We start from the raw sequence: 24,216 nt of genomic DNA on the forward strand, positions 1-24,216 counted from the left end.
GCAGAGCCTGGCCCCTGCGCGCGTCTTTCCTGCACGGTGTCCGACCGGCAGCCTGTTGTCCATCCCCGGGTGCGGGCGGTTAGCCCCGCGTGCCCTGGTCGTTGACGAGCGTGCCGATCTTCTCACCCTTTACGGCTCGCGAGATGTTTCCCTCGGCGAGCAGCTCGAAGACGAGGATCGGCAGCTTGTTGTCACGGCACAGGGTGATCGCGGTGGCGTCGGCGACCTTGAGGTCCCGCGAGATGACCTCGCTGTACTCCAAGGCGTCGTACTTGACCGCGTCCGGGTTGTGCTTGGGGTCGGAGTCGTAGACCCCGTCGACCCCGTTCTTGCCCATGAGCAGCGCCTGGGCGTCGATCTCCAGGGCGCGCTGGGCGGCGGTGGTGTCGGTGGAGAAGTACGGCATGCCCATACCGGCGCCGAAGATGACGACGCGGCCCTTCTCCAGGTGCCGCACGGCGCGCAGCGGGATGTACGGCTCGGCGACCTGGCCCATCGTGATGGCGGTCTGCACGCGGGTCTCGATGCCTTCCTTCTCCAGGAAGTCCTGGAGGGCGAGGCAGTTCATGACGGTGCCGAGCATGCCCATGTAGTCCGAGCGGGCCCGGTCCATGCCGCGCTGCTGGAGCTCCGCGCCACGGAAGAAGTTGCCGCCGCCGATGACGATGGCGATCTCGTAGCCCTCTTGGACGACGGCCGCGATCTCGCGGGCGATCGCGTGGACGACGTCCGGGTCGACGCCCAGTCCGCCGCCTCCGGCGAAGGCCTCGCCGGACAGCTTCAGCAGGTACCGGCTCCGCGGAACCCCGGTGCCGGACGCGGTGCCGGTCCCGGAGTCGCTGGCCTTGTCGGCGGCCTTGTCGGCGCCCTCATCCATGGAGATCTCCTCATGCGCGTACGAAGAAGGCCATTGCCGTGGGTCCACATGGGTTCCCTCTACGGCAATGGCCTCCTCGTCACTACTGCGGTCGGCCGGCGGGCGGCCGACCGCGTCCGACCCTAGCGGGGTCGTCGGTCATTCGCTGGCTGGCTCAGACACCGACGCGGAAGCGCGCGAAACGCTTCAGCGTGACACCGGCCTCGTCCAGAACCTTCTGGACGGTCTTCTTGCTGTCCTTCGCGAAGGACTGCTCGAGAACGGAGTTCTCCTTGACGTAGCCCGTCACACGGCCCTCGACGATGCGGGCGAGCGCGGCCTCCGGCTTGCCCTCCTCGCGCGCGGTGGCCTCGGCCACGCGGCGCTCGTTCTCGAGCACGTCGGCGGGGATGTCCTCGCGGGACAGGAAGAGCGGCGAGAACGCGGCGATGTGCTGCGCGACGTCCTTCGCGACCTCGGCGTTCTCCTTGTCCAGCTCGACCAGCACGCCGACCTGCGGGGGCAGGTCCGGGCTGGTGCGGTGCAGGTAGGAGGCGACGTAGCCGTCGGTGAACTGCGCGAAGCGGCTCAGCACGATCTTCTCGCCGAGGGTGGCGTTGGCCTCGTCGACGAACGCCTGGACGGTCTGGCCGTCCTTGATCTCGGACGCGAGCAGCGTCTCGAGGTCGGCGGGCTTGGTGGCGGCGACGTGCGCGGCCAGCGCGTCGGCGACGGTGACGAACTTGTCACCCTTCGCGACGAAGTCGGTCTCGCAGTTGAGCTCGAGGAGCACGCCCTCGGAAGCACCCTCGGCGATCAGGGAGACGACGGCACCGTTGGAGGCCGAACGGCCTTCGCGCTTGGTGACGCCCTTCTGGCCCTTGACACGGAGGATCTCGACGGCCTTGTCCAGGTCGCCTTCGGCCTCTACGAGAGCGTTCTTGCAGTCCATCATGCCGGCGGCGGTCAGCTCGCGGAGCTTCTTGACGTCAGCGGCGGTGTAGTTCGCCATGGTCGTTGAGTCTCTTCCCGATGAGAGTCGGTTGATCTACGGGTGAACGGCGGGGGCCGGAGCCCCCGCCGTCGTCACACGTACTGGAAGGCGGAGCCTCAGGCCTTGTCAGCCTCAGCGTCGGCGGCCGGGGCCTCGACGGTCTCGGCGGCGTCGGCCACCGGGGCCTCGGCCTCGGCGACAGCCTCGACGACGGTCTCGGCCGCGGCGTCGGCGACGGCCTCGGTCTCAGCACCGGTCTCGACCGGAGCCTCGGTCTCGTCCTTGGCCTTCTCGCCCTCGAGGAGCTCGCGCTCCCACTCGGCGAGCGGCTCGGCGGCGCCTTCGGCCTTCTTGTCACCGGTGGCGGCACCGGAGCGGGCGATGAGGCCCTCGGCGACGGCGTCGGCGATCACACGGGTGAGCAGGGTGACGGAGCGGATCGCGTCGTCGTTGCCCGGGATCTTGTAGTCGACCTCGTCGGGGTCGCAGTTGGTGTCGAGGATCGCGACGACCGGGATACGCAGCTTGCGCGCCTCACCGACGGCGATGTGCTCCTTCTTGGTGTCCACGATCCAGACGGCGCTGGGCACCTTCTGCATCTCGCGGATACCACCGAGGGTCTTCTCGAGCTTGTCCTTCTCGCGGGAGAGGACCAGGAGCTCCTTCTTGGTGAGGCCGGAGGCGGCCACATCCGTGAAGTCGATCTCCTCGAGCTCCTTCAGGCGCTGCAGGCGCTTGTAGACGGTCGAGAAGTTCGTGAGCATGCCGCCCAGCCACCGCTGGTTGACGTAGGGCATGCCGACGCGCGAGGCCTGCTCGGCGATGGCTTCCTGCGCCTGCTTCTTGGTGCCGATGAACATGATGGAGCCGCCGTGGGCGACGGTCTCGCGGACGAACTCGTAGGCGCGGTCGATGTACGACAGCGACTGGAGCAGGTCGATGATGTAGATGCCGTTGCGCTCCGTGAAGATGAAACGCTTCATCTTCGGGTTCCAACGACGGGTCTGGTGACCGAAGTGGACGCCGCTTTCCAGCAGCTCCCGCATCGTGACGACGGCCATGGCCGCGCTCCTTGAGGACTCGGTTATCGCGGCGGCCGGACGGCCGTCGCGCCTGACGCCCCGACGCGCCGTGCCACGAGGGACCGAGGGGCGCGGCCACCCTTCACGAGGAAGTCGGTGGCGGGGCGTGCGAAGTCGACCCGGTGACCCGGATCGCCAGAGAAAGTGTACGTGACCGGCGGAGTGCGGAACGACAGCTTCTTCGGCCACCGGTTTATCCACAGGCCGCATTCATGATCGTCTTTCGCGGCCGGAATACGGGACCGTCGGAGCATGGTCGCTTCCCCGGTTCTTCCTTTCGTTCTGCCCTTGTGGCTCTCGCTCCTCGCCTCGCTGGCCTTCGCCGTACCGCTGCCGGTCGCGAGTCCCGGCGGGCCCGCCGGGGTGGCGTCGAACGGGGCGGCCGGGGTGCCTTCGCCCGGGGCGCTCGGGGAGCCTTCGCCCAGCGCCCGGAGCTGGCCGGTCGACGGCGGCTCGGGTGGGGCGGGGAGTGGGACGGCGGGTGGGGCTGCGGGCGGGCGGCCGGTGGTGGAGCGCGCTTTCGAGCCACCCGCGTCTCCGTGGGGCCGTGGGCACCGAGGAGTGGATCTCCGGGCGGGACCGGGCACTCCGGTGCGGTCAGCCGCGCCGGGGAGGGTGTCGTTCGCCGGCCGGGTGGCCGGCGTCGATGTGGTCTCGGTCCTGCTGCCGGGCGGTCTGCGCACCACCTATGAACCGGTACGGGCCCAGGTCGCGGTGGGTGACGAGGTGACCGCGGGCCAGGTGGTGGGAGTGCTGGAGCGCGGGCCGTGGCACTGCCCCGCGGGCTGTCTGCACTGGGGGCTGCTGCGCGGGGACGTCTACCTCGACCCGCTGACCCTGCTGCCCGACTGGATGAAGCGCGCCGGCCGGTCCCGGCTGCTGCCGGTGTTCGGCGTTCCCGAGCCGGCGGCCGGAACGGGAACTACAGCTGTTCCACGAGGGGGCTCGTGGCCGAATCCGATACCGAATCCGATACCGAATCCGATACCGGGGCCGGTTCCGGGGTCAGGGCCGGTTCCGGGGTCGGGGCTGAGGTGGTGGCCGGGCTCTGCACTCCGCGCAGGGCCATAGCCACCGCGGCGTCGACGATCCGCTCAGGGACCTCGGCGGCGCCCAGCTCGATCCGGCGCACCGCGGCGTCCACGACGCCCTGCAGCAGCATCGCCGTCAGCCGTGGCTCCTCGTGTCCGAGGTCGCCCAGCGCCTCGACCACCATGGCGACCAGACCGCCGTGCGCCGCGCGGATCTTCTCGCGGGCCCCGGCGTCCAGCTCGCCCGCCGAGATGGCCACCACGGCCCGGTGCCGCCGGTCGCCGACCAGGGTGAGCTGGCTGCGGACATACGCCTCGATCTTGGCCGCGGCGCCGTCGGCGGCCTCCATCGCCGCCTCGACCTCGGCGGCCCAGACCGGGAAGTCGACGGAGCACAGTTCCTCGACGACAGCCGCCCGGGAGCGGAAGTACTCATAGACGGACGACCGTGCGAGGCCGGTGCGTTCGGCCAGGGCGGGGAAGGTCAGCGCCTCCGTGCCGCCCTCGGTCAGGAGGGATCGGGCGGCGTCCAGCAGGGCGTCGCGCTGCATCGTCCGGTGCTCGGCCACCGAGGCCGCTCGAATCCTGGGCACCCGTCCACTGTAGGCGGTGACCGGCGTCAGCGGCCGACGTCCGCCAGCTTCGCGCGCAACTGCAGCACCGATTTGGTGTGGATCTGGCTGACCCGGCTCTCGGTGACACCGAGCACCTGGCCGATCTCGGCGAGCGTGAGCCCCTCGTAGTAGTAGAGCGTCACAACGGTCTTCTCGCGCTCCGGGAGGGTGTTCACCGCGCGGGCCAGCAACCGGCGCAGCTCGCGGTCCTCCGCGACCTCCACCGGGTTGTCGGCACCGGTGTCCTCCAGGGTGTCGACCAGGCTGAGCCGGTCGCCGCTGTCACCGCCGACGTGCAGCAGCTCCTCCAGCGCCACCACGTTGGCCAGCGACAGGGCGCTGAACACTCCGTGCAGTTCCTCCAGTCCGACGCCCATCTCGGCAGCGACCTCGGACTCGCTGGGGGTGCGCCGCAGCGAGGCCTCCAGGGTGGCGTAGGCGCGCTCCACTGCACGCGCCTTCTGCCGTACGGAGCGCGGGATCCAGTCCAGTGCCCGCAGCTCGTCGATCATGGCGCCGCGGATCCGGGTGATCGCGTACGTCTCGAACTTGATCGCCCGTTCCGGGTCGAACTTCTCGATGGCGTCGATGAGCCCGAAGACCCCCGAGGACACGAAGTCCGCCTGCTCGACGTTGGCCGGCAGACCGACGCTGACCCGTCCCGCGACGTACTTCACCAGCGGCGAGTAGTGCAGGATGAGCTGCTCCCGGAGCTTCGCGTCCGCCGTGGACTTGTAGGTCCGCCACAGCGCGTCGAGCGAGGTGGGGGCGGCGGGACGGGGGGCACTGCGCGCGGCGGTGGCCGCCGTGGCCCGGTCCGGCCCGGGGGTGTGCTGGGGCATGCGTCGTCTTGTGCCGTTCTGCCGAGACGTGGGCGGAAAATGGGGTCAATGGGAGCGTAGCGTGACCATAGTGTCGCTTATTGCTACGACTTCCGTATGGGGCATGCGCAGATACGTTCCGCTGGGGGGTTCGGGGCTGCGAGTCCGCCGCGAGTCTCCCGCGAGGGAATGTTGAGCAATCATGCATTCCCCACGCCGACTCCAAACCTCTTCACCCGATTGCCCCAGGTCAACCACCTTCCCCCGAGGTGCTCCGTGTTGACCGGGTCACTCTGCTCGGGGAACCGTCCGGTCCTGGGTGAATCGCGTCAACTTCCATCGTTCTCCGTCCCGTTCCACGAAGCCGAGTGCCTGCAATTCGTAGAGGCGTCCGAGCGTGTCGTCCTTTCCGGTGGCCGAGGCGCGGGCGATCTGCTCGACGCCGGCGCCGCCTTGGGCGGGCAGCGCCTCCAGCACCCGCGTGGCGGCGGCCTCCAGCAGATCCCTGGCCAGCACTGGACCACGTCGCTCGGGCGCCAGGTCGCCGCCGATCCGGCCGACCATCTCGACGACCTCCGCCGCGTCGGTGACCAGCGCCGCCTCATGGCGCAGCAGTTCATGCACACCGGCCGAGAGGCCCGAGGTGCACGGACCCGGCACGCCCATCGTCAGCCGCCCCAGCTCCCGGGCGCACCGCGCGGTGATCAGCGAGCCGCTGCGGTGCTGTGCTTCGACCACCACCGTGCCGCGGGTGAGGGCGGCGATGACGCGGTTGCGGAGCACGAATCTGCTGCGGGTCGGATGGGAGCCCGGTGGCAACTCCCCGACGACCAGGCCCTGTTCCGCGATCCGGGAGATCAAGTCGGCATGCCCCGGCGGATAGGGCACATCCGCTCCGCAGGCCAGCACCGCGATGGTCGCCCCGGCCGCCGACAGCGCGCCCCGGTGGGCCGCGCCGTCCACGCCGTACGCCGCGCCCGAGACCACCACCCAGCCGGCTTCGGCCAGCCCCGCGCCCAGCCGGGCCGCCATATGGGCGCCGTAGTCGGTACAGGCCCGCGCGCCCACCACGGCGACCGACCGCAGGGCCCACATCCGCAGCTTCGGCCGCCCCCGCACCCACAGGCCGTAGGGCCGCGCGGCGCCGAGATCGTCCAGCTGCGCCGGCCAGTCGGTGTCGCCCGGGCAGACGAAGCGCCCGCCGAGCGCTTCCATCGCGGCCAGATCCGCGGCGGGGTCCAGCGCTCCGGCGCGTATCCGGTACCCGGCCATCCGCCGCTCGCTCGCCCCCGGCAGCGGCACACCGGCCAGGATCTCCCGCACCACTTCCCGTGGATCACGCTCCCGCAGCCATCCGCCGACCGTCTCGTCACCCGGATCGGCGATCCGGGTCAGCGCGGCGCGGGCGAGCCGCTCCTCCTCACCGACGGCCATCAGCCACCGCCCACGACGGCCGGCACCCCGCGGGCGACACCGGTGCGCAGTTGCAGGGCCTCCGCCATCTCCCGCGGACCGGGCCGTTCGACCCCGGCGAGATCGGCGATCGTCCAGGCCACGCGCAGGACGCGGTCCAGGCCCCGGGCGGTGAGCAGTCCGCGCTCCATGTCCCTTTCGGCCTCCCGCAGTCCGGCCGGGCCCACCTGCCAGCGGGTGCGCAGCTCATGGCCGGGCACCTCGCTGTTGGTCCGCCACGGGGTCTCCGCGTACCGGACCGCCGCCCGTTCCCTCGCGAGCCGCACCCGGTCCGCGACCCGCGCGCTCGGCTCGGCGCCCGAGGCGCCCTCGATCAGCTCCGTACGGGTCACCGCCTCGACCTGGACGCGGAGGTCCACCCGGTCCAGGAGCGGCCCGGACAGTCTCGCCTGGTACCGGCGAACCGCCGCCGGCGAGCAGTCGCACCCCAGCCCCAGCAGCGAATACCGTCCGCACGGACAGGGGTTCGCGGCGAGGGCGAGCAGGAAGCGCGCGGGCAGCCGCATCACTCCCGCGGAGCGGGCCACCACGACGTGCCCTGACTCCAGCGGCTGGCGCATCGCGTCGAGCACCCGGCCGCTGAACTCCGGCGCCTCGTCCAGGAAGAGCACCCCGCGATGGGCCAGGGAGACCGCGCCCGGCCTGGGCAGACCGCTGCCGCCGCCGATGATGGAGGGCATGGTCGCCGAGTGGTGCGGGGCGCAGTACGGCGGGGTGTCGATCAGCGGTTTGCCGGGCGGGAGGATCCCGGCGACCGAGTGCACCGCGGTGACCTCCAGCGACTCCTGTGCGGTGAGCCGTGGCAGGAGCCCGGCCAGCCGCTCGGCCAGCATCGTCTTTCCGGCGCCCGGCGGGCCCTTCAGGTACAGGTGATGGCCGCCGGCCGCGGAGATCTCCAGGGCACGCCGGGCGGTGTGCTGGCCCGCGACGTCCGCGAGGTCGGGGACCACCTCCCGGCCGGAGACGCCGGTGCCCATACCGGCCCCGGGCACCGCGAGCCCGGCGAACAGCGGGTCGGGACGCCCCTCGTCCCGGTCCTCCTCCTCTTCCGGGACCGTCTCGTCGTTGAGGATCGCGACGAGCTGGCGCAGGGTGCGGATGCCGAGCACCGAGACTCCCGGAACGAGCGAGGCCTCGGCCGCGGTGCGTTCCGGAACCACGACGTGCCGGTACCCGGCGTCGGCCGCGGCGAGGACGGCGGGCAGCACACCGCGGACCGGCCGCACCCGGCCGTCGAGGCCCAGCTCGCCGATCATCATCAGATCGGCGATGGCCCGGGGCGCGATCCGTTCGTTGGCGGCGAGGACCGCGCACGCGACCCCGAGATCGAAGCCGCTTCCGCTCTTGGGGACCGAGGCGGGGCTGAGGCCCACGGTGAGTTTCTTCTGTGGCCAGGTCTCTCCGCTGTTCACCAGTTCCCTGATGATCTGATGTGTTCAAGCGCGTCAGAAGGGGCTCCCGTTGAGCGAGTGGCATGTGGTGTGGGTACCGGATCCGGGGCAGTGGCGGGGAACGCTGTCGGCCGAGAGTGTCCTGGGGGTACAGAACCTGCCGGAGGCGGTGGCCCGAATAGGTCTACTGCCGGGCGACCCGGTGTACGTAAGACCCGGCGGAATGGTGGATGGGGATTTCCTGAATTTCGTGCGGTCCGAGGTGTTCCGGAATCTTGAAAGGGAGACCAAGCGGAATTACGGAACGGATTACCGGCCGCTGCTGAATTTTCTGTCTTCGCGCGGGCTGTCGTGGTGGCAGGCGACGCCGCAGGAGTTGGCGGATTACCGGCACTGGCGGTGTGACGCTCCGGAGAACCCGGGCCGGATCAGCGGGACGAAGTGGGACCGTGAGGCGGCAGCTTTCACGAAGCTGTTCAAGTGGGGAAAGGTCCATCCACTGCCGGTGGACATCTCCCGGCGGGAGCACCAGGCAGCGGACTCAGTCAGTGCACGGGTGTCTTGGCTGACGCCGCGGACCTGGGGGTTGTGGTCGGACATCGGGCTGCGCGGCCACACCCTCGTCAGGGTCGCAGCTCCGGGGTGGGAGTCACGTACGGAGCTGCGGAACACCGCCTTCGTGCAGTTGCTGCTCAGTTCAGGACTGCGGCGGCAGGAAGGCGGGGGCCTGTTGCTCTTCGAGCTGCCGACCCAGCGTCTGCGCCACGGACGGTACATGCACGGTCGCCTTGCCGGTGCATTGACGCGTTCGAAGAACAGCCGGACGTTCTACGCCTCGGTGGACGCGGTGGGCCAGGTCGAGGCCTACATTCAGTCCGAGCGCGCCTGGGCGATCCAACGGGCCCAGAAGGCGGGCCGCTACGAGCGACTGCCGGTGATGCGGCTGGTCACGAAGGTGACCCATGGTTTGAAGCCGAAGTTGGAGTGGGTCGACCGCGATGGTGTGGTCGGGTCGCAGTCGCTGAGCCGTCTGAAGTGGCGTGAGCGGCAGTGGTTGTTCCTGGAAGGCCCGGACGGGCCGGAGCCGGCGTGGTTGTGGTTGACCGAGGAGGGATTGCCGATGCTCCCGGACCGGTGGAACGGCGTGTTCAGGATGGCGAACCTGCGCTGCGAGAAGGTGCTCCTCGCCGAGGAGGAACAGAGGATCACCCGGGATCTGCGACTGGCGGAGGTGCAGAGCAAAAGTCCTTATGCCACCCCGCACTCAGCCCGGCATTCGTTCGCGCTCTTCATGCTGATTCTGCTGAATGACCTGTTTGAGAAGCGCTACGGGCTCACCGGCAAGGACCGCCGGGACTTTGCCCTGCTGTTCGGCGACCCGTGGTGGCTGGTGAAAACGCTGCTGGGGCACGCGGACGTGGAGACGACAAAACGGCATTATCTGGCGCCTGTCGCTCATCTGCAGCTGGAGTCGATCCTCGCCGCCGCGGACACCGCGGATGAGAGTCAGGACATTGAGAACATGGACGGGATGTTCGCCCGGCTGGCCCGGGAGACAGCCGGCATCCAGGACATCGACACGCTCCTTGGGGCGACGTCGTGAGCGGGCGGGGTCGCAAGGCCGTCCCGCCGCCGCCCGACCACCGCGTCGATCCACCGCTGGCCCCGGACGGCCTCGTGGTCACGGTCACGAACAAGGCCGGCTACGCGAAGGAGTTCGATTTCGCCGAGCTGCCGGCTGCCGGGCCGATGCAGGGGGCGCTTGCTGCGGCATTCGCCGCCCGGTCCCGCGGTTGGACCAGCCACCGGACTGCCACGAGCTGCTGGACCGCCGTTGAGATGTTCACGAAGTTCGCCGCTGAGCTGGAGAGTCCTCCAGATGATCTCGACGGTCTCAGCGTGACCGCCCTGCAGAGCTGGCGGGATCTGCACATCGACACCAACAGTGGCAGGACCACACTGCGCATCGTCCGCGGCCTGCTGCAGAGGGATGCCCGACTGGCGGGTGGGCCGATCGCAGAGGAACTGGCCCGCCGGATTCCGCGGCCCGTGCCGAGCAAGCAATCCTACGAGAACAGCGAGCGGGACCGGGTTGTACTGACGGCTCAGCGTCAATTCCGCTCGGCTTGGCTGCGGATCACCGAGAACACGCGCCTGCTGCACAGATGGCGGGCAGGTGAGACCACCGAGGGCAGCCGTGAATGGAAGATCGGGAGAGTTCTCGACCACACTGCGCGCACCGGCGATGTTCCCCGCACGCTCATTCCGAGTGGTCAGTACCACGTGACGCACCACAGGGCGCTCGGCGGCACGGGTCCGGAGAACACGTGGGGGCGGCTGTTCCTGACCCGCAGGGAAATCACGGCGCTGGCCGTACTGCTGACTGACCGGTTCGCATGGAATCTGTCGGTCTATGACCGCATTCCGGTCCCGACGACGCGACCGTCGGTCGGGGAGACCGCTTCGGTGACCTACCAGATCCAGGTCGAGAAGCGCAGGGGTGGCAGCGGATGGTGGTTCTCCACGGAGAACGTTACGGACTCCGGGGCTGATTCTCCCGGGCGACTGATTACTCAGGCCATGGAAGCCACCGCTCACGCACGCGCGCTCGCCAACGATCTGAAACCGGGGGGCGATCTGTTGATGGCTGCTCGCGCCTACCAAGCCGAGCTGGAGCACACGGATCTGGACCGGCCCGCCCCGGTGGGCCCAGTGTCCTTCGGTGTCTCCTACGACATGGCTCAGGCGTGGGCCAAGAGCCATGGGCTGGGCGGGTCACCGTTCGGGCGGGTCCGCCGGACAACGGTGACTGATGAGGGCCGTCCCCTGCAGCACACTCGGGGCACCCACGAGAGCGTTTATGTTCTGCCGGACAAGCGGGTTCAGCGTGCTTCCCGGGATGTCTTCGAGGCTGGGGCCAGCGAGGCCCTGGAGCTGGCCCGGGCTTCTGTCTTCGGCGGGAAGATCACAGACAAGCCGGACCCTGGGCATCAGGAGACGGCGACGGCGGACTGCGAGGACGAGAAGGCCAGCCCGTGGCCGGCTGCCGAGGGAGGCTGCGGGGCGGATTTCCTGCTCTGTCTGGCCTGCCGTAACGCACATGTCCACCCTGGCCACCACCCCCGGCTCGCGCACTTGCACCAGCAGATCTTGAGCCTGCGGTCCGCTACGGACGACCGGACGTTCCATGAACGCTGGAACGATTCTCTGCTGCGGCTGGAGGACCTGCGCGACGACGACAAGAAAGTGGGCCCGGCAGCCTGGGAGGCGGCCCTGGCCCGTGTCAGCGATTCCGACCGCACTGTTGTCCACCTCCTGTTGAGAGAAGATCTCGCCCCGTGACTGTCCTCGCTGCCGAATACGACCCGTACATCCTGGCCATGCCCGGCCCGGACAGCTCGGTGGTGCTGCCCCAGTGGAGCAGCCCCGGCAATACGCACTACAACGCCCGCTACCGGGAGTCCGTCTGGCCCCTGGCACCGCTCATCGACAATCCCAGCACCAGTCTGTTCGAGATCCTCTGGAGGAAGTGCCCGTCCTCTCTGCTCGACGAGGTAAAACTCGTGACCTGGACGATGCTCAATGGCCAGCTCCGGCCCACCTACCTCAAGGACCGAGGGGTCCGGGCACGGGGCAGGACGTCCGCCGCCGTCATGCGGGATACCTGCAACGAGTGGATGCGGCTGGCACGTTGGCTGCATGAACGTCGCTTCACCAGCCTCGGCGACTGCACCGACGAGGTATGGCGAGCCTACATATCCGAGCGTTGGCAGGATGATGTCTCCCGCAACTACGCGGAGAAGATATGCGCTTTCTTGTCGGATCTATGGGCTTTTGACCAGATCAGTGCTCGCCACGCGAACGTCACCCGGCCCCCGTGGGAGGACGAGGGTCTCGATGACTTCCTCCCCGCGGCCGACGGCTCCGCATCCGGAGAGAACAGCAGGGAGCCGCTGGACCCTCAGACCCTAGGCCCGCTGCTGATCTGGGCGATCCGATTCGTCGACGACTTCACTGACGACATCCTCGCGGCCTGGACTGAAAGACGACGGCTGGTCGCCACGGCCACCGCCAACAAGAGTGTCCCCCAGGGACTGGCTGCCCTTGCAGGGACCCTGCTGCCTCTCGTCCGGGCGGGTGAAGCACTGCCCGCAATCCGGATGCACGGCAAGATGGCCCTGGCCCGCACCTACGTCGCCGCCGTCACCGGCGCGAGTCTCGGTCAGGTCGGCCGCTTCTCCGACCGGCACCGGCTCTCGGACCTGACCAACGAGCAGCCCGGCCCGTGTCCTTTGCAGGTGCCGGTCACCGGACAGATCAACGGGAAGCCCTGGCGCACACACATGGACTTCGACGAGGCCGCCGAACTGATGCGACACCTGGGCACGGCTGCAACGATCATCTGCCTGTATCTGACCGGTATGCGCCCGCAGGAAGTACAAGGTCTGCGGTCCGGCTGCTGCCCCGATCCCGAACCTGCCCCCGACGGCACGCGCGGTCGGCACCTAATCCGCAGTCGGCACTACAAGAACGTCACCGACCACGACGGCAACCTCATCTCCGCAGGTGCGGAACGCGAGGTCCCCTGGGTTGCTATCAGCCCGGTCGTCCACGCCATCCGCGTCCTCGAGCGGATGGTGCCGCCTGGAGAACTCCTTCTCAGTGCCACCCACCATGACTTCATGCAGCAGCGCGGCCACCACGGGGCACTGAAGCACCAGTGCCTGAACACCCGGATCGAGGACTTCGTGAGCTGGGCGAACCGCGAAGCGAAGGCCCAGGGCATGCCCGATCAGATCATCCCCGCGGACCCACACGGGGCAATCGGACTGGCCCGGTTCCGGCGAACGCTGGCCTGGCACATCGCACGGCGCCCCGGCGGACTGGTCGCGCTCGCGATCCAGTACGGACACATGCGGACGGTCCTGGATGCCCGAACCTCCAGCGGCTACGGTTCCCGCAGCCGCGGGGGTATCCACAGCGTGCTCGATGTCGAGACCGCTCTCGCTGCTGCGGACACCGCCGCCCATCTGCGCGACCGCATGGCCGCGGGGGAGAAGATCTCCGGGCCGGCGGCCCGGCGGGCTGTCACCGCCGCCGCGACGACGCCACGGTTCGAGGGCAGGATCGTCCCCGCGACGTTCGCGAGGAAGGCCGCCAAGTTCCTCGCGCGGGACGGCGTCGTGCTCTATGACAATCCGGACGCCTTCCTAATCTGCGCGTTCAAGAACGAGAACGCGCTCTGCGAGCCCGATCCGGGCGCCCCCGCGCCGAGGCAGTACGCCTGTCAGTCCGGCTGCGGCAACACAGTCCGCACCGACACCCACGCCCTCCAGATGCGACAGCGGGCCGACGAGATTGACGAGCTGGCCGCGCATGCCCCCGGTCCGGTCGGCAAGCGCCTGCGAGTCAATGCCGACCGGCTCCGCAAGAAAGCCGACACCCACGACGCGACCGCCCAACCCGCCGAGTCTCTGACATGAACCATCAGCACCAGGACGAGCGCGCCCGCATCCTCGAGGCCATGGACCGGCTTTTGGCCGGAACGGCCACCGCTTCCAACGGCAGCTTCACCGTCGTGGCCCTCGCCGCTGAGGCCGGCGTCCACCGCATGGCCCTCATGAAGCGGCATGCCGACCTGAAGAACGAGTTCTACGAACGCGTCCGCAACGAGACCCGGCAGGTCCCAGAAGCCGAGAAGCGACTGCGGGAGACCGTCACCAAGCTCAAGAAGACCATTGCCAATCAGAACAATGATCTTGAGAAGCTCCGCCAACTGGTGACCAACCTGACCCTCGCCAGCGCCGTTCTCACTCAGGAGCAGGGCTCCTCAACAGGCTCTTCCCCCACTCCCGACAATGTCGTCCCGCTCCGCCCGCCGACCACCTGAGCAGACTGGGCACGGGTGAGGATGCCGACGGACCCGTTGCCCAGTTCCAGGCCGTTGTCGAGGTCGCGGGCCTGGAGGTGGGAGGTGGCGACGATGGCTAGGCGCATGCCGACCGACTGGGTGAACACCCCGGTCGGCATGGCAGTGGCCTGCCGATTCCAGGCCAGAGCGGCCTTCGGGTTCTTCAGGTCGCGATAGACCTCGGCGGCGTCCGCCGACAGACGCGCGTGGTTATAGAAGTCGATCCACCCGGGCTCGTCGGCGCGGTCGCGGGCCCAGCCCAAGATCATCGACGGTCGGAGCACCCTCGACTCCGGCTGGTGCCGCGGAGCCGGATGGACCTACCGCGCGCTCGGCTGCTCCTGAGCTGCACTCCTTCGCGGCGCCCGGTCCCCCGGAGCGGCCGCGACGGTGCTGGAGCGACGTCTTTGTCAGATCCCCTCGCCACACTGAGGCCATGGAGTTCTCAAACACGCTGCCAGACAGTGGAGTTGACGCGAACACAGAAGCACTGACTCCAAACGGTTGGCGTGATCACGACAGTTTGAACCCCGGCGACTACATCCTGGCCATGGACCCCGTCGAGAAGCAGATCCGATGGAAACCGCTCCTGGGCATCAATCGACGTCAGTGGGACGCTGGCCGGCACGGTCCGTTGGTCCGATGGAAGCACAGGTCCGTCTCAGCGTTGACCACACCAGGACACCTATGGATGGAACGGAACGATCAGGGCCGGAAGAATGGAGACAATAGGCCCCACCAGTGGTCCACCACGAAGAATCTCCAAAAGCGGACCTGGGCCAGACTCGTCTTCGGCGGTGGAACACCCAGCGCCTTCTCAGACTCCTCGCCCTACTCCGACGAATTCGTCGAACTGCTCGGCTGGATCATCACGGAGGGCTGCTTCCCCAAACCACCGGGCGACGGCACCTGGAACCACGTGTCGCTCTCTCAGTCCGAGCGAGTTAACCCGGAGAAGACACAGCAGATTCGACGCCTTGCCGCTCACTTCACTGGCCGAGGCTTCACCTTCAAGGAACACAAGGCGAGACCCGACGGCGTCATCCCGTTCTACATCGGCGCCGACCTTGGAGCTGAGATCCGCGCCGCCCTCCCCGAGAAGCAACTGCCGCCACTGTTGATCGCTTCACTCACCCTCAGCCAGGCCGAGATCCTCTACGAGGCGCTCATTGACGGCGACGGGAACAGACACGTGGGAGGAGGCGACTACTGGATCCAGGTCGATCAAGGTCGCATCGACAGCTTCCAGATGCTCGCCGTCATGTTCGGCAGCCGCACTTCCCAGAAGACCTGGGAGGCCCTGAATGGCGTGTTCCGCATGACTGTCTACACACGTGACGGCGGCACATCGGGCAGTACCAAACCCACTCTCGAGGACTACACGGGAACGGTCTGGCACCCAGAACTGAACAATGCCTCGGCCTGGGTCGCTCGACGCGAGCGCACCACCTACTGGACCGGATCATCAGGGCTCCGCCAGGACCCGGCCCTCAAGCTGGCCGATCTTCGAACCGCCCTGAAGGCGACCGAACAGAGCGCGCTCTTCTGACCGATACCACGACTGTGGGAACGCAGCCCATGTCAGCGATCCGCACCAGTTGCCAGTGAGCCGGTCTGCCGACGGGTCGGACCGAGCGGGGTGACCTCGCCGAATGCTTCACCGCGATACGTCAACACGGTCCCTGTGCCGGGTTTCCGTCGGGGTGATGTTGGATCGAGGACAGGCCTCCGAGATCGAGGCGGCTGCGTGTCCGGGTAACGGCGACGTAGGCAAGGCGTGCTTCCGTGTCGTCGATCGACCCAAGCAAGGGACGCCCGTCGGCGCCTCTTTGGTCGCCGTCCTTGGGCGGGGTGAAGTCGTCGGCGATCCTCACATTGGCCCATTCGCGGCCCTTTGCCTTGTGGGCGGTGGAGATGGTGATCTGAGCGTGGTCTTCGTGGGCGAGTTGGTCCACAGCGGCCAGGACGGCACCGCTGCCGCGCTGGTCAATGAAGTCCACGAACGGCTTCAGATCCCGGCCGACGGGGTCATGACAGCGGGTTCCCGCACCTTTCCGCCACCGCCAGCATGTTGCAGGGCGCCCCCCGCATTGCGCAGCGACCTGCGAGACAGTGTCGATCTAGGAATGAAGCAATGCGAATCGCATACCTAACATTTCGTCCCCTTCGGTCCTCTTGGCCAGGGGACAGAAAGGGCAACCACCAGGATGAGTGACGAGCGGGCTGGCAGGGCACCTCGATTGATAGGCGCTATCACGCGTCAGGGGGCGGCCCGGCCGGACTGGAGGTAGCAGTGCTAGGGCCACGGAGCGTATGAAGATCGCTTCGGGTGGGCTGACGGACGAGTGCGTACAACTCGTCGAGGGATAGCCCCAACTCCACGGCGAGGGCAGCGACGGTGAAGAATTCCGGTGTGAATGTGCGGCCCTTTTCGATACTGCGCACGGTTTCGACGGAGATCCCCGCGCTGCGGGCCACGGCCTCGGCCGAGCGTCCGGAGGTGCGGCGGGCCTGGGTCAGGCGGAAGGCGAGCGCCTGCCCGCGGAGTTGGGCGGCGGGATCGAGCCTCCTTCGTGGCATGGGTGTAACTATACCTGTAGGGTTACACCCATGACGGCGACCGCAGCGGCCCCTTCCCCCAGTCGGCCCGAAGATGTGCTCCGGCTGAATGCCGTCTGCCCGTACTACACGATGTTTCCGCTGGACTTTCCGCTCCAGCAGCTTGCCGCCCGTCCCGATGCCACTCGTGTACTGGATCCGTTCTGCGGACGGGGAACAACTCTTTATGCCGCGCGTCTGGCCGAGCTGCCGTCGGTGGGCATCGACATCAACCCAGTGGCTGCCGCCATCGCCCAGGCCAAGCTCGTCCAGGTCACACCCGGCGCCGTGGTTCGTCTCGCGCGGCAAGTCCTCGACGGCGGTATGCGAGGAGAGGTGCCCGAGGGCGATTTCTGGCAGTGGTGCTTCGAGCGTCAGACGCTTCGCGAGCTGGTGGCGCTGCGTGAGGCCCTACTGGGGATGACCACCTCGACGGCGGCGATGCTGCGGGCGGTTCTGCTGGGCATCCTGCACGGCCCGCGTAACAAGAACCTCCCGTCGTACCTGTCGAACCAGATGCCGCGTACTTATGCTTCCAAGCCCGCATACGCGGTGAAGTTCTGGAAGAAGAGCGACATGGAGCCGGTGCGTGTTCCGACGCTGGAGGTCATCGAGCGGCGGGCTAAGCGCCTGTTGGATGCGGCTCCGTTGGCTCACGGCGGCCGGGTCTACCTCGGCGACTCCGTCGAGACTCTCGGCGGCCTGCGACAGAAGTTTGACCTGGTTGTCACCTCGCCCCCGTACTACGGCATGCGCACCTACGTGGCCGACCAGTGGTTGCGCTCATGGTTTCTCGGAGGGCCCCCCGAGGTCCTTTACGGAACGCACGGCCAGATCGCCCGCCAGCCGAACCAAGAAGCCTTCATCCAGGCCCTGGCCGAAGTGTGGGGGGCAACCGCCCGCCGCTGCCACCAGGGTGCCCGGCTTGCGATCCGCTTTGGAGCTCTGCCCTCAGCCCGTACCGACCCGGAGCAAATGCTGCTGGCCTCCGTGAGGGAGGCGAAGGCCGGGTGGGTTGTCAAGGAAGTCCGGCAGGCCGGCACACCCCCCAAGCGCACCCGGCAGGCGGAGCAGTTCGGCAAGGCCGGCTCTGCCATCGACGAGATCGACCTCATCGCCGAACTGATCGGACTGCCCCACTGATCAGGTAACCCAGTTACTTTCCACAACTTCATAACGGATTGTCAGCACCCCATGCCATGCTGTGTAGACCAGGCGAGTGAATTACTTGCTTGTGGCAGCACGCGCGCGGTGTGGGGAGACGCATGTTCGACGCGGATCAGATCAAGCAGCTCAAGCAGTTGATCGGTGACCAGGTCGAAGACGGTCGCGCGGAGCTGGACAAGCTGGTTGAGCAGGCCCATGCCATCCGCTCCGAGGTCAAGGTGATCAGGCCGCGGTCAGCGACATCGGTCGCGCTGATGTCCTCCGACGGCGGCAATAACAAGGTCGCCTTCAACCCCTTTTACCTTCAGGTCGTTCGTGTCGTGGACTCGAACGGCAAGGAGCTGTGCATGGAGGTGGTCTCCCCGATCGCCGACATTGACGGCCTGAGCCGCCGGCAGTTCGACGAAGAGGGCAACCCGTGTACGGCCCTGGGCAGGATGATGCACGGGTTGGGTGTCGAAAGGCTCCAGAGCCTATCGCCGATGATGTCCGGCAAGTCGCCCAGTTGGGTGCAGGTCTTCCGGGATCTGTGCGAGTGGGCGACGCTGTATGACCTGATCTGCCATCGTGACTACGCAGTCGACACCCTGATCGTCCGCGACGGCCTGCTGCGTAGCAAGATCTTCACGGGTGAGCTGTTCGTGAAGATGGGCGAGCAGATCTACGAGGCCATCGAGCGGATCTGGCACCAGGACCGTCGCAAGGTGTGGCTGGTGGGACTGGCGAAGAAGACCCAAGTCCTGGAGTACTACCGGCTGGCGATCTCGTTATCGGGCGTGTTTAACAACGGCGCCGCCTGTTTTGCCAAGGTCCCGGCCGAGATGCTGGAGAAGGCTTACCTGTGGGACGAGTACACCCGCGACGTCAGGGACGATTCCCCGGGTGAGAAGCCAAAGTTCAACATCGGATCGATGTATTTCGTGCGCTTCGGCCCTTACTCCGGCGACCCCATTTGGACCGTAGACCTCATGTCCCGCCAGGACAGGGAAGCCCAGGCGATCTTCGGATACCTGCAGGCCGACGCGGTGGCTGGCTTCCCCATCCCCCTCTATCCCAACTGCATCCAACAGGCTGATAGTTACTCCCGCGTCGCCGACCTGGACATGGACATCATCGAAGACCAGCTCGTCGACGCCGTCCGCGACCAGGTCGGCGATGACAAGGCGCACATCATCGATGCCTTGCGGTTGGCCTCCGACGTAGCCGCCAATCGCTACGAATAGCACTCCTCACTGTCCGCACCGCACCCTGTGGAGTAAGAACCGTCATGAGCCTGTTCGAGCGCGACAAAGTTGTCGGCACCTTCCGCGGTTTCTCCGAGGGCGGCATGGAGTTCCACGCCGACCTGGTGCTGCCGCACCACGACGACTTCCAGACCATGGCCATGCACGGCCAGTTCGTCCTCGTCCAGCTCGAACACGAACGGGAGGCTATCCTCGGGCGGATCACCACCATCGCCTCCCAGGGGCGCCTGGTATCTCCCATCGGCGAGGACTACGCCACTCGCGCGGTGCGCGACCAGCGGCCCATTCCCGACGAGCTGCGCGAACGCTACCTGAAGTACAAGGTCGACATCCGCATCCTCGGCGTCCTACGCATGGAGGGCGACAAGCACATCTTCGTCCCCAGCCACCGGCGCCTCCCGCATGTCGGCGCCCAGGTCGCGCTCTTGGGTGACGACCTGCTCGCCGAGGTTGTCAACGCGAAGGACACCGACGACGGCGCGGTGCCCATCGGATACCTCGCCTTCGGCGAATTCGTCTATGCCGGAAACGACAAGCGTGTGGGCGACACCTCCTGGATGCAGGTCCAGCAGCCCGCAATCATGCCGACATTCCAGATTGACAAACTCGTGGCTCGCCGCAGCTTCGTCTTCGCCCGCGCAGGCTTCGGTAAGTCGAACCTCGTCAAACTGCTCTTTTCCGCCCTCTACGAAGGCCAGCCCACTGTGCCGCGCCGCTCCGGCGCTGCCCCCGTCGGAACAATCATCTTCGACCCGGACGGAGAGTACTTCTGGCCTGACTTCAAGGGCCGCCCTGCCCTCTGCGACGTGCCGCACCTGCGCAACAAGCTAGTCGTCTTCACCAACCGCAAGGGCCCCAGCGAGTTCTACCAGTCCTTCGTCGTCAACGGCGTCAAACTGAACATCAAGGAACTGCAGGCGTCGCGCGTGCTGGGTATCGCGCTGCCACCGGAGAAGCAGGACCAGCAGAACGTCGTCAAGCTCAAGTCCCTCGACGGGCCCAGGTGGAGTCGGCTTGTCGACCTGATCCACCGGGACAAGTACGGCGCCGATCGCTCACAGGTCCAGGAGATCCTGAACCTCGATGCCGGCCAAGAGGCCGAGACTAACGCCGCAGTCAGCAATATGACCCGCGTCGTCAACGCACTGCACGACCCCGACAGCCAGCTCCTCAGCAGCCTGAAAGACTGCCTATCGCAGGGCAAGCTCTGTGTGGTGGACATCTCGCAGATGCGCGGCTCCCAGGGGCTCCAGCTCGCCGGTGTGATCCTCGGCGACATCTTCGAGCACAACCAGACCCAGTTCACCGAGGCCGACCCGAAATCCATCCCCACCATTGCTGTCATCGAAGAGGCCCAGTCTGTCCTCGGTGGCTCCAGTCAGAGGGAGGACGGCCCCTTCATCTCGTGGGTGAAGGAAGGTCGCAAATACGATCTCGGTGCCCTGCTGATCACCCAGCAGCCAGGCAGCCTGCCGCAGGAACTACTCAGCCAGGGCGACAATTTCTTCGTCTTCCACCTGCTCTCCCAAGGCGACCTGCTGTCCCTCAAGAAGGCCAACGCCCACTTCTCCGAAGACCTGCTGGCCACCCTGCTCAACGAGCCGCTCGTTGGCAATGGCATCTACTGGTCCAGCGCCCCCGGCACCGACCGCCATGCGCGCCCCTATCCCATCTCTGTGCGTGTCCTCAGCTTCGAGGACTCCTACAAGATGGCCGACCCCGACTACTCCCTCCCAGCCCCCGACAACTTCGCCACCCAGTCCCGGGCCGCCGTCGAGGAACGACGTGCCGAAGCCCGGGTTGCCACCGCCAGCCTCGCGGCTAACAGTCCCCGCGGTGCCGCTAGCACGCCAGATGGGGAAGACGCCTCGGTGGACGACAGTGCGATCGCGATCGTCCACCTGCGGGACAACAAGCCCAACTTCCACAAGCTGATCAACAGCAGTCGTGGCATCAAGTGGGGACACATCGCCCACATGCTGGGTGAGAGGGCTCCCGAGTACGCGAAGCGCTCCGACTCTTCCTTTGAGTGGGGTAGGAATCTGGTTAGGCAGGCGCTCGACGAGCTGTATCCGGGGAAGTGGATCGCCCAAGCCCGCGAGGATGACAAGAACCCGGGCAAGTTCCCCAAGTACGTCATGCTCAAGGAGCATGCCTCAAAGGAAGAGCCGGATACCGACGACGACCTGAGCGGTGGGTTGTTCAACGCCGTTCAGACTGACGAGAAGCCTCCCTTCTAGGCCTGTGTCACGACCAGGGACGGAGCGCTATGACGGCCAGCAGGCGCGGTGCCGCATTGACCCGGGCAGAGAGCGATCTCGTTGAGACGCTCTCTGCCCGGTGGACGATACACATCTTGCTGATTCTTCATACCTCTGACGACGCATGGCGATTCGGTGAGATCCAAGAGGCCGTCTCCGGGATCTCCAACCGCGTGCTCTCCGGCCGCCTTGCCGACCTGGAGAGCCGCGAAATGGTGTGCCGGAGGGTTACTGCGACCCGACCCGTGACCATCACCTACCGGCTTACCGCCCAGGGTCGTCGAGTTGCTGGTGCCCTGAATTCTCTGCGCGAAGTAGCCGGGAGCAGCCTTAACATGTGATACGTCAAGTCTGGCCTGCACATCCGGCATCGCGGAACAACCGAACCCCGTATCAGCGTGCCGCGCGTCGCATCGCTACGTCCAGCCGGACCGCATGCCGACCAACAACGTCGGCGCCCGGCCGCGGCCGTTTCGGCGCTCCTCAAACGCGGATCTTCGGCAGCGCAGAGTTCGAACTCCTCCGCAAGCGTGTCTTGTTGGCGTAACCCAGCGTCACCGCCGCACAAAGAATGGGCCAGGGCCCTTCCTCATGACGTAGTCAGAATTCGGCACGTCGAAATCGATACATGTCGATCGATACTCCTGACAGCGACCAGGTGCGAAGCCAAGGGCCAGGAGAGACACTACTGCTATGACGCCCATCTTCCGCGTGAGGATTCCATTCGATGCGCTCATCTTCGAGAGCGAGGAGACAAGCGTCCAATCATCAATTCCAGAATTCACTGCGGGGAACATGTCAGTACGGCAGCCCGAGCCCGGCGAGTACTGCGCCGCAATGGAGATAGGTGCTGCCACTCCCGTAATCGCAATACACACTGCAGTGGTTCATACAGAAAGGCTGCTCAAGCTACTTGCCGCTTCAAATGATGGATTTTGCATTCGATGGCCGCTGGTCAAAGCGGAGCTGGTTGACAGCCCCCCAGCGGAGCTATCCGTCAACCCCGAAGGCAATACAGAAGTCCTTGCATCGGACGTCACTTTCATGAGGAATCACGGCGGCATTTTGAAGATCAAAGGGCATCCAGCCCAGGAGATTGCCGTCCTCGGTAGATTCGATGATCTTGATCAATATGTCCAGGACTGCCTTGATATTAATCAGCTCGCGGTAATCTCCGACCGGCCGCAGGTTCGCTGGATACTTGCAGTGACAGGTCTCCAGGCTTTGGCAAATGGGGCGATTGGACCCCAGCGGCAGCTAGGCGACGACTTGACCAAGGGCGCTAAGCGGGTGTTTCGGATGGGATTGAAAAGCCACTTTATGCAAGTCGGCGTCAGCGATGATCTGCAGGATCGAGCGCACAACCAGATTCTGCGCACAACGCACACCTCAGTCGCACGCCATATCCACAGGTACCTAAGCGAATCAGCGGGGATCCATGATGTGACTGAGTCCGAAATTAACGAATGGTGGCTGACTAGAGGGAAAGTCGCCCATGGCGCACGCGTGCAAATTGATCCCACTGTACTAAATCGGCTCATTATCAATTTTCAACAGGCTCTGCGCAAGGAGGCCGGCCTGGAAGAGGTTAATTGATGCGATTCGCGATCACTGGGCAGAGGGAAGTGTCAGATCACTTCTCATCCACTCCGCGAGCTGCCGGCTGGCTGGCTGGCTAATCGATGGGATGCCGAGGAAGCGGTGTGACCGCCTGGTCAAGCAGCCACTCCGCAGCACATCAGCAGGGTCCGTGCGCTGGGTTTCCGTCAGGGTGATCTCGGATCCAGGACAAGCCTCCGAGGTCGAGGCGATTGCGGGTCCGGATGACGGCGACGTAGGCGAGGCGGGCTTCCGTGTCATCGATCGGTCCGGGCAGTGGGCGACCATCGATGCCCTTCTGGTCGGTGTCCTTGGGCGGAGTGAAGTCGTCGGCGACCCTCACCTTGGCCCATTCGCGGCCTTTGGCCTTGTGGGCGGTGGAGATGGTGATCTGGGCGCGGTTCTCGTGGCTGAGTTGGTCTACCGCAGCCAGGACGGCGCCGGTGCCGTGCTGGCCGATGAAGTCCACGAAGGGCTTCAGATCCCGGCCGGCGGGGTCGTGTTCGGCGTATTGTCGGCGTACTACCTAACCTCCCCAACCGCGTACGGATGAACGTCCCCAGCTATGTCGTGTGCGGGAGCACGGCTGCGTCAGCCCCTGACGATGCAGAAGGGATGCCCGGCCGGATCAGTGAGGACCCGCCACCTGTCCTCATGCGGCTGGTGATGAGCCTTGCCTGCTCCCAGCTCCAGCAACCGAGCCTCCGCCTCGTCCAGGTCCGCGACGTCGAAGCAAAGGTGAAATTGTTGGGGAACGGCCTGATCAGGCCAGCTCGGCGCCCGGTAGTCGTCGACCCGTTGAAAGCCTATGAGGAGTCCATCCTCACGGTTGAGACCGGCAAAGTCAGCGTCCGACTTCGGGTGCGGCTCAAGGCCGGTGGCCTGTTGATAGAACACCGCCAGAGCCAGTGGATCAGGGCAATCTAGTGTTATCGCGCTCAACTTCATCTTCAAGGGCATGGCATCTCCGAGCTGATCAGCAGACTTTCCTGATGCCACCCTAAAAGGGGCCGCCCCGCCGGCCGCTTCGCGACGTGGCCTGTCAGGCCAGGGCTTGATCAAGTTCCTTAGGTGACCGGTTCGTTGGTGATGCCCAGGATGGGGAGTGCTCGTTGGGGTTCGTCGCGGATCGCCCGGGTGGTCTTGGCGATGTTGTCGGCTCCGAGGGTTTTCA

Annotated in this window: 21 protein-coding genes and 2 pseudogenes; 11 read left to right on the forward strand and 12 right to left on the reverse strand. The window is 66.5% G+C overall.

The genetic code is table 11. The features are described 5' to 3' along the window. Nucleotides 1-79: 79 nt before the first annotated feature. The 3 genes from pyrH to rpsB all read right to left on the reverse strand — a co-directional run bounded on the left by pyrH (nt 80) and on the right by rpsB (nt 2,911). Nucleotides 80-877, reverse strand: coding sequence for a UMP kinase (gene pyrH / locus O3W51_RS32465; RefSeq protein WP_138356736.1), 798 nt, complete (start codon nt 875-877; stop codon nt 80-82). A gap of 154 nt (nt 878-1,031) precedes the next feature. Continuing rightward, nucleotides 1,032-1,868: a translation elongation factor Ts gene (tsf, locus tag O3W51_RS32470; RefSeq protein WP_138356737.1), complete on the reverse strand. Its 837-nt coding sequence runs from the start codon at nt 1,866-1,868 to the stop codon at nt 1,032-1,034. 98 nt (nt 1,869-1,966) lie between these two features. Continuing rightward, the gene (gene rpsB / locus O3W51_RS32475; protein WP_138356738.1) at nt 1,967-2,911 is read right to left on the reverse strand and encodes a 30S ribosomal protein S2; all 945 of its coding nucleotides are present in this window, start codon (nt 2,909-2,911) and stop codon (nt 1,967-1,969) included. Between the two features lie 273 nt (nt 2,912-3,184). Between rpsB and O3W51_RS32480 the strand changes: the two genes are divergently transcribed. After that, nucleotides 3,185-4,003: a M23 family metallopeptidase gene (locus tag O3W51_RS32480; RefSeq protein WP_381586300.1), complete on the forward strand. Its 819-nt coding sequence runs from the start codon at nt 3,185-3,187 to the stop codon at nt 4,001-4,003. Here the strand turns inward: O3W51_RS32480 and O3W51_RS32485 are convergent. The 4 genes and pseudogenes from O3W51_RS32485 to O3W51_RS32500 form a co-directional block, all read right to left on the reverse strand. Continuing rightward, nucleotides 3,981-4,532: pseudogene (locus tag O3W51_RS32485) on the reverse strand (TetR/AcrR family transcriptional regulator); the annotation flags it as partial. The gene O3W51_RS32480 and the pseudogene O3W51_RS32485 overlap by 23 nt on opposite strands. Nucleotides 4,533-4,582: 50 nt before the next feature. Continuing rightward, entirely contained in the window at nt 4,583-5,419 is an 837-nt protein-coding gene (whiG, locus tag O3W51_RS32490; protein WP_250977969.1) for an RNA polymerase sigma factor WhiG, read from the reverse strand. Between the two features lie 267 nt (nt 5,420-5,686). Beyond that, entirely contained in the window at nt 5,687-6,832 is a 1,146-nt protein-coding gene (gene dprA / locus O3W51_RS32495) for a DNA-processing protein DprA (RefSeq protein WP_198359010.1), read from the reverse strand. Beyond that, nucleotides 6,832-8,283, reverse strand: a complete 1,452-nt coding sequence (locus tag O3W51_RS32500; protein WP_443048362.1) for a YifB family Mg chelatase-like AAA ATPase — start codon at nt 8,281-8,283, stop codon at nt 6,832-6,834. The genes dprA and O3W51_RS32500 overlap by 1 nt, the downstream gene beginning before the upstream one ends. A 49-nt stretch (nt 8,284-8,332) precedes the next feature. Between O3W51_RS32500 and O3W51_RS32505 the strand changes: the two genes are divergently transcribed. Genes O3W51_RS32505 through O3W51_RS32520 form a run of 4 tightly spaced genes read left to right on the forward strand, consistent with a single transcriptional unit; the run spans nt 8,333 to nt 14,152 of the window. Next, on the forward strand, nt 8,333-9,865 hold the full coding sequence (locus tag O3W51_RS32505; RefSeq protein ID WP_269287974.1) for an integrase: 1,533 nt from the start codon (nt 8,333-8,335) through the stop codon (nt 9,863-9,865). Further along, a complete protein-coding gene (locus tag O3W51_RS32510; RefSeq protein ID WP_269287976.1) occupies nt 9,862-11,604 on the forward strand; it encodes a hypothetical protein in 1,743 nt (580 codons plus the stop codon). Before O3W51_RS32505 ends, O3W51_RS32510 begins: the two co-directional genes overlap by 4 nt. Further along, the gene (locus O3W51_RS32515; RefSeq protein WP_269287977.1) at nt 11,601-13,745 is read left to right on the forward strand and encodes an integrase; all 2,145 of its coding nucleotides are present in this window, start codon (nt 11,601-11,603) and stop codon (nt 13,743-13,745) included. The genes O3W51_RS32510 and O3W51_RS32515 overlap by 4 nt, the downstream gene beginning before the upstream one ends. Next, on the forward strand, nt 13,742-14,152 hold the full coding sequence (locus tag O3W51_RS32520) for a hypothetical protein (RefSeq protein WP_269287979.1): 411 nt from the start codon (nt 13,742-13,744) through the stop codon (nt 14,150-14,152). Before O3W51_RS32515 ends, O3W51_RS32520 begins: the two co-directional genes overlap by 4 nt. Here the strand turns inward: O3W51_RS32520 and O3W51_RS32525 are convergent. After that, the gene (locus tag O3W51_RS32525; RefSeq protein ID WP_269287980.1) at nt 14,077-14,442 is read right to left on the reverse strand and encodes a hypothetical protein; all 366 of its coding nucleotides are present in this window, start codon (nt 14,440-14,442) and stop codon (nt 14,077-14,079) included. The genes O3W51_RS32520 and O3W51_RS32525 overlap by 76 nt on opposite strands. Before the next feature lie 422 nt (nt 14,443-14,864). On the opposite strand from O3W51_RS32525, the gene O3W51_RS32530 reads away from it, so the two are divergent. After that, nucleotides 14,865-15,722, forward strand: coding sequence for a hypothetical protein (locus tag O3W51_RS32530; RefSeq protein WP_269287981.1), 858 nt, complete (start codon nt 14,865-14,867; stop codon nt 15,720-15,722). A 121-nt stretch (nt 15,723-15,843) separates the two neighbouring features. Here the strand turns inward: O3W51_RS32530 and O3W51_RS32535 are convergent, their stop codons facing one another. Next, nucleotides 15,844-16,173, reverse strand: coding sequence for a 3'-5' exonuclease (locus O3W51_RS32535; protein ID WP_443048363.1), 330 nt, complete (start codon nt 16,171-16,173; stop codon nt 15,844-15,846). Between the two features lie 253 nt (nt 16,174-16,426). Beyond that, nucleotides 16,427-16,753 carry a helix-turn-helix domain-containing protein gene (locus O3W51_RS32540; protein ID WP_269287982.1) on the reverse strand — a complete coding sequence of 109 codons (327 nt, stop codon included), beginning with the start codon at nt 16,751-16,753 and terminating at the stop codon, nt 16,427-16,429. A 30-nt stretch (nt 16,754-16,783) separates the two neighbouring features. Here O3W51_RS32540 and O3W51_RS32545 point away from each other — a divergent pair, with 30 nt between their 5' ends. The 5 genes from O3W51_RS32545 (at nt 16,784) to O3W51_RS32560 (ending at nt 23,039) form a co-directional block, all read left to right on the forward strand. Beyond that, the gene (locus O3W51_RS32545; RefSeq protein ID WP_269287983.1) at nt 16,784-17,914 is read left to right on the forward strand and encodes a site-specific DNA-methyltransferase; all 1,131 of its coding nucleotides are present in this window, start codon (nt 16,784-16,786) and stop codon (nt 17,912-17,914) included. 122 nt (nt 17,915-18,036) lie between these two features. Continuing rightward, nucleotides 18,037-19,161 carry a hypothetical protein gene (locus tag O3W51_RS32550; RefSeq protein WP_269287985.1) on the forward strand — a complete coding sequence of 375 codons (1,125 nt, stop codon included), beginning with the start codon at nt 18,037-18,039 and terminating at the stop codon, nt 19,159-19,161. 44 nt (nt 19,162-19,205) lie between these two features. After that, a complete protein-coding gene (locus tag O3W51_RS32555) occupies nt 19,206-21,422 on the forward strand; it encodes an ATP-binding protein (protein ID WP_269287986.1) in 2,217 nt (738 codons plus the stop codon). A gap of 29 nt (nt 21,423-21,451) precedes the next feature. Next, the gene (locus O3W51_RS48985; RefSeq protein WP_443048364.1) at nt 21,452-21,784 is read left to right on the forward strand and encodes a winged helix-turn-helix transcriptional regulator; all 333 of its coding nucleotides are present in this window, start codon (nt 21,452-21,454) and stop codon (nt 21,782-21,784) included. Nucleotides 21,785-22,136: 352 nt separating this feature from the next. Further along, entirely contained in the window at nt 22,137-23,039 is a 903-nt protein-coding gene (locus O3W51_RS32560; protein WP_269287987.1) for a hypothetical protein, read from the forward strand. A 142-nt stretch (nt 23,040-23,181) separates the two neighbouring features. Here the strand turns inward: O3W51_RS32560 and O3W51_RS32565 are convergent. Both O3W51_RS32565 and O3W51_RS32570 read right to left on the reverse strand, forming a co-directional pair. Continuing rightward, nucleotides 23,182-23,559 (reverse strand): annotated as a pseudogene (locus tag O3W51_RS32565) (3'-5' exonuclease); the annotation flags it as partial. Between the two features lie 74 nt (nt 23,560-23,633). After that, a complete protein-coding gene (locus tag O3W51_RS32570; protein WP_138359591.1) occupies nt 23,634-24,002 on the reverse strand; it encodes a VOC family protein in 369 nt (122 codons plus the stop codon). Nucleotides 24,003-24,216: the final 214 nt, after the last annotated feature.

This window comes from Streptomyces sp. H39-C1, from assembly GCF_027158125.1.
GTDB lineage: Bacteria > Actinomycetota > Actinomycetes > Streptomycetales > Streptomycetaceae > Actinacidiphila > Actinacidiphila fildesensis.

What these genes read in the sequence shown, in the direction of transcription:
- whiG (WP_250977969.1), bottom strand. Translation starts at nt 5,419, where the DNA reads ATGCCCCAGCACACCCCCGGGCCGGACCGGGCCACGGCGGCCACCGCC.
- O3W51_RS32550 (WP_269287985.1), top strand. Translation starts at nt 18,037, where the DNA reads ATGTTCGACGCGGATCAGATCAAGCAGCTCAAGCAGTTGATCGGTGAC.
- O3W51_RS32540 (WP_269287982.1), bottom strand. Translation starts at nt 16,753, where the DNA reads ATGCCACGAAGGAGGCTCGATCCCGCCGCCCAACTCCGCGGGCAGGCG.
- O3W51_RS48985 (WP_443048364.1), top strand. Translation starts at nt 21,452, where the DNA reads ATGACGGCCAGCAGGCGCGGTGCCGCATTGACCCGGGCAGAGAGCGAT.
- dprA (WP_198359010.1), bottom strand. Translation starts at nt 6,832, where the DNA reads ATGGCCGTCGGTGAGGAGGAGCGGCTCGCCCGCGCCGCGCTGACCCGG.
- O3W51_RS32520 (WP_269287979.1), top strand. Translation starts at nt 13,742, where the DNA reads ATGAACCATCAGCACCAGGACGAGCGCGCCCGCATCCTCGAGGCCATG.
- tsf (WP_138356737.1), bottom strand. Translation starts at nt 1,868, where the DNA reads ATGGCGAACTACACCGCCGCTGACGTCAAGAAGCTCCGCGAGCTGACC.
- O3W51_RS32480 (WP_381586300.1), top strand. Translation starts at nt 3,185, where the DNA reads ATGGTCGCTTCCCCGGTTCTTCCTTTCGTTCTGCCCTTGTGGCTCTCG.
- pyrH (WP_138356736.1), bottom strand. Translation starts at nt 877, where the DNA reads ATGGATGAGGGCGCCGACAAGGCCGCCGACAAGGCCAGCGACTCCGGG.
- O3W51_RS32560 (WP_269287987.1), top strand. Translation starts at nt 22,137, where the DNA reads ATGACGCCCATCTTCCGCGTGAGGATTCCATTCGATGCGCTCATCTTC.
- rpsB (WP_138356738.1), bottom strand. Translation starts at nt 2,911, where the DNA reads ATGGCCGTCGTCACGATGCGGGAGCTGCTGGAAAGCGGCGTCCACTTC.
- O3W51_RS32525 (WP_269287980.1), bottom strand. Translation starts at nt 14,442, where the DNA reads ATGATCTTGGGCTGGGCCCGCGACCGCGCCGACGAGCCCGGGTGGATC.
- O3W51_RS32530 (WP_269287981.1), top strand. Translation starts at nt 14,865, where the DNA reads ATGGAACGGAACGATCAGGGCCGGAAGAATGGAGACAATAGGCCCCAC.
- O3W51_RS32570 (WP_138359591.1), bottom strand. Translation starts at nt 24,002, where the DNA reads ATGCCCTTGAAGATGAAGTTGAGCGCGATAACACTAGATTGCCCTGAT.
- O3W51_RS32545 (WP_269287983.1), top strand. Translation starts at nt 16,784, where the DNA reads ATGACGGCGACCGCAGCGGCCCCTTCCCCCAGTCGGCCCGAAGATGTG.
- O3W51_RS32555 (WP_269287986.1), top strand. Translation starts at nt 19,206, where the DNA reads ATGAGCCTGTTCGAGCGCGACAAAGTTGTCGGCACCTTCCGCGGTTTC.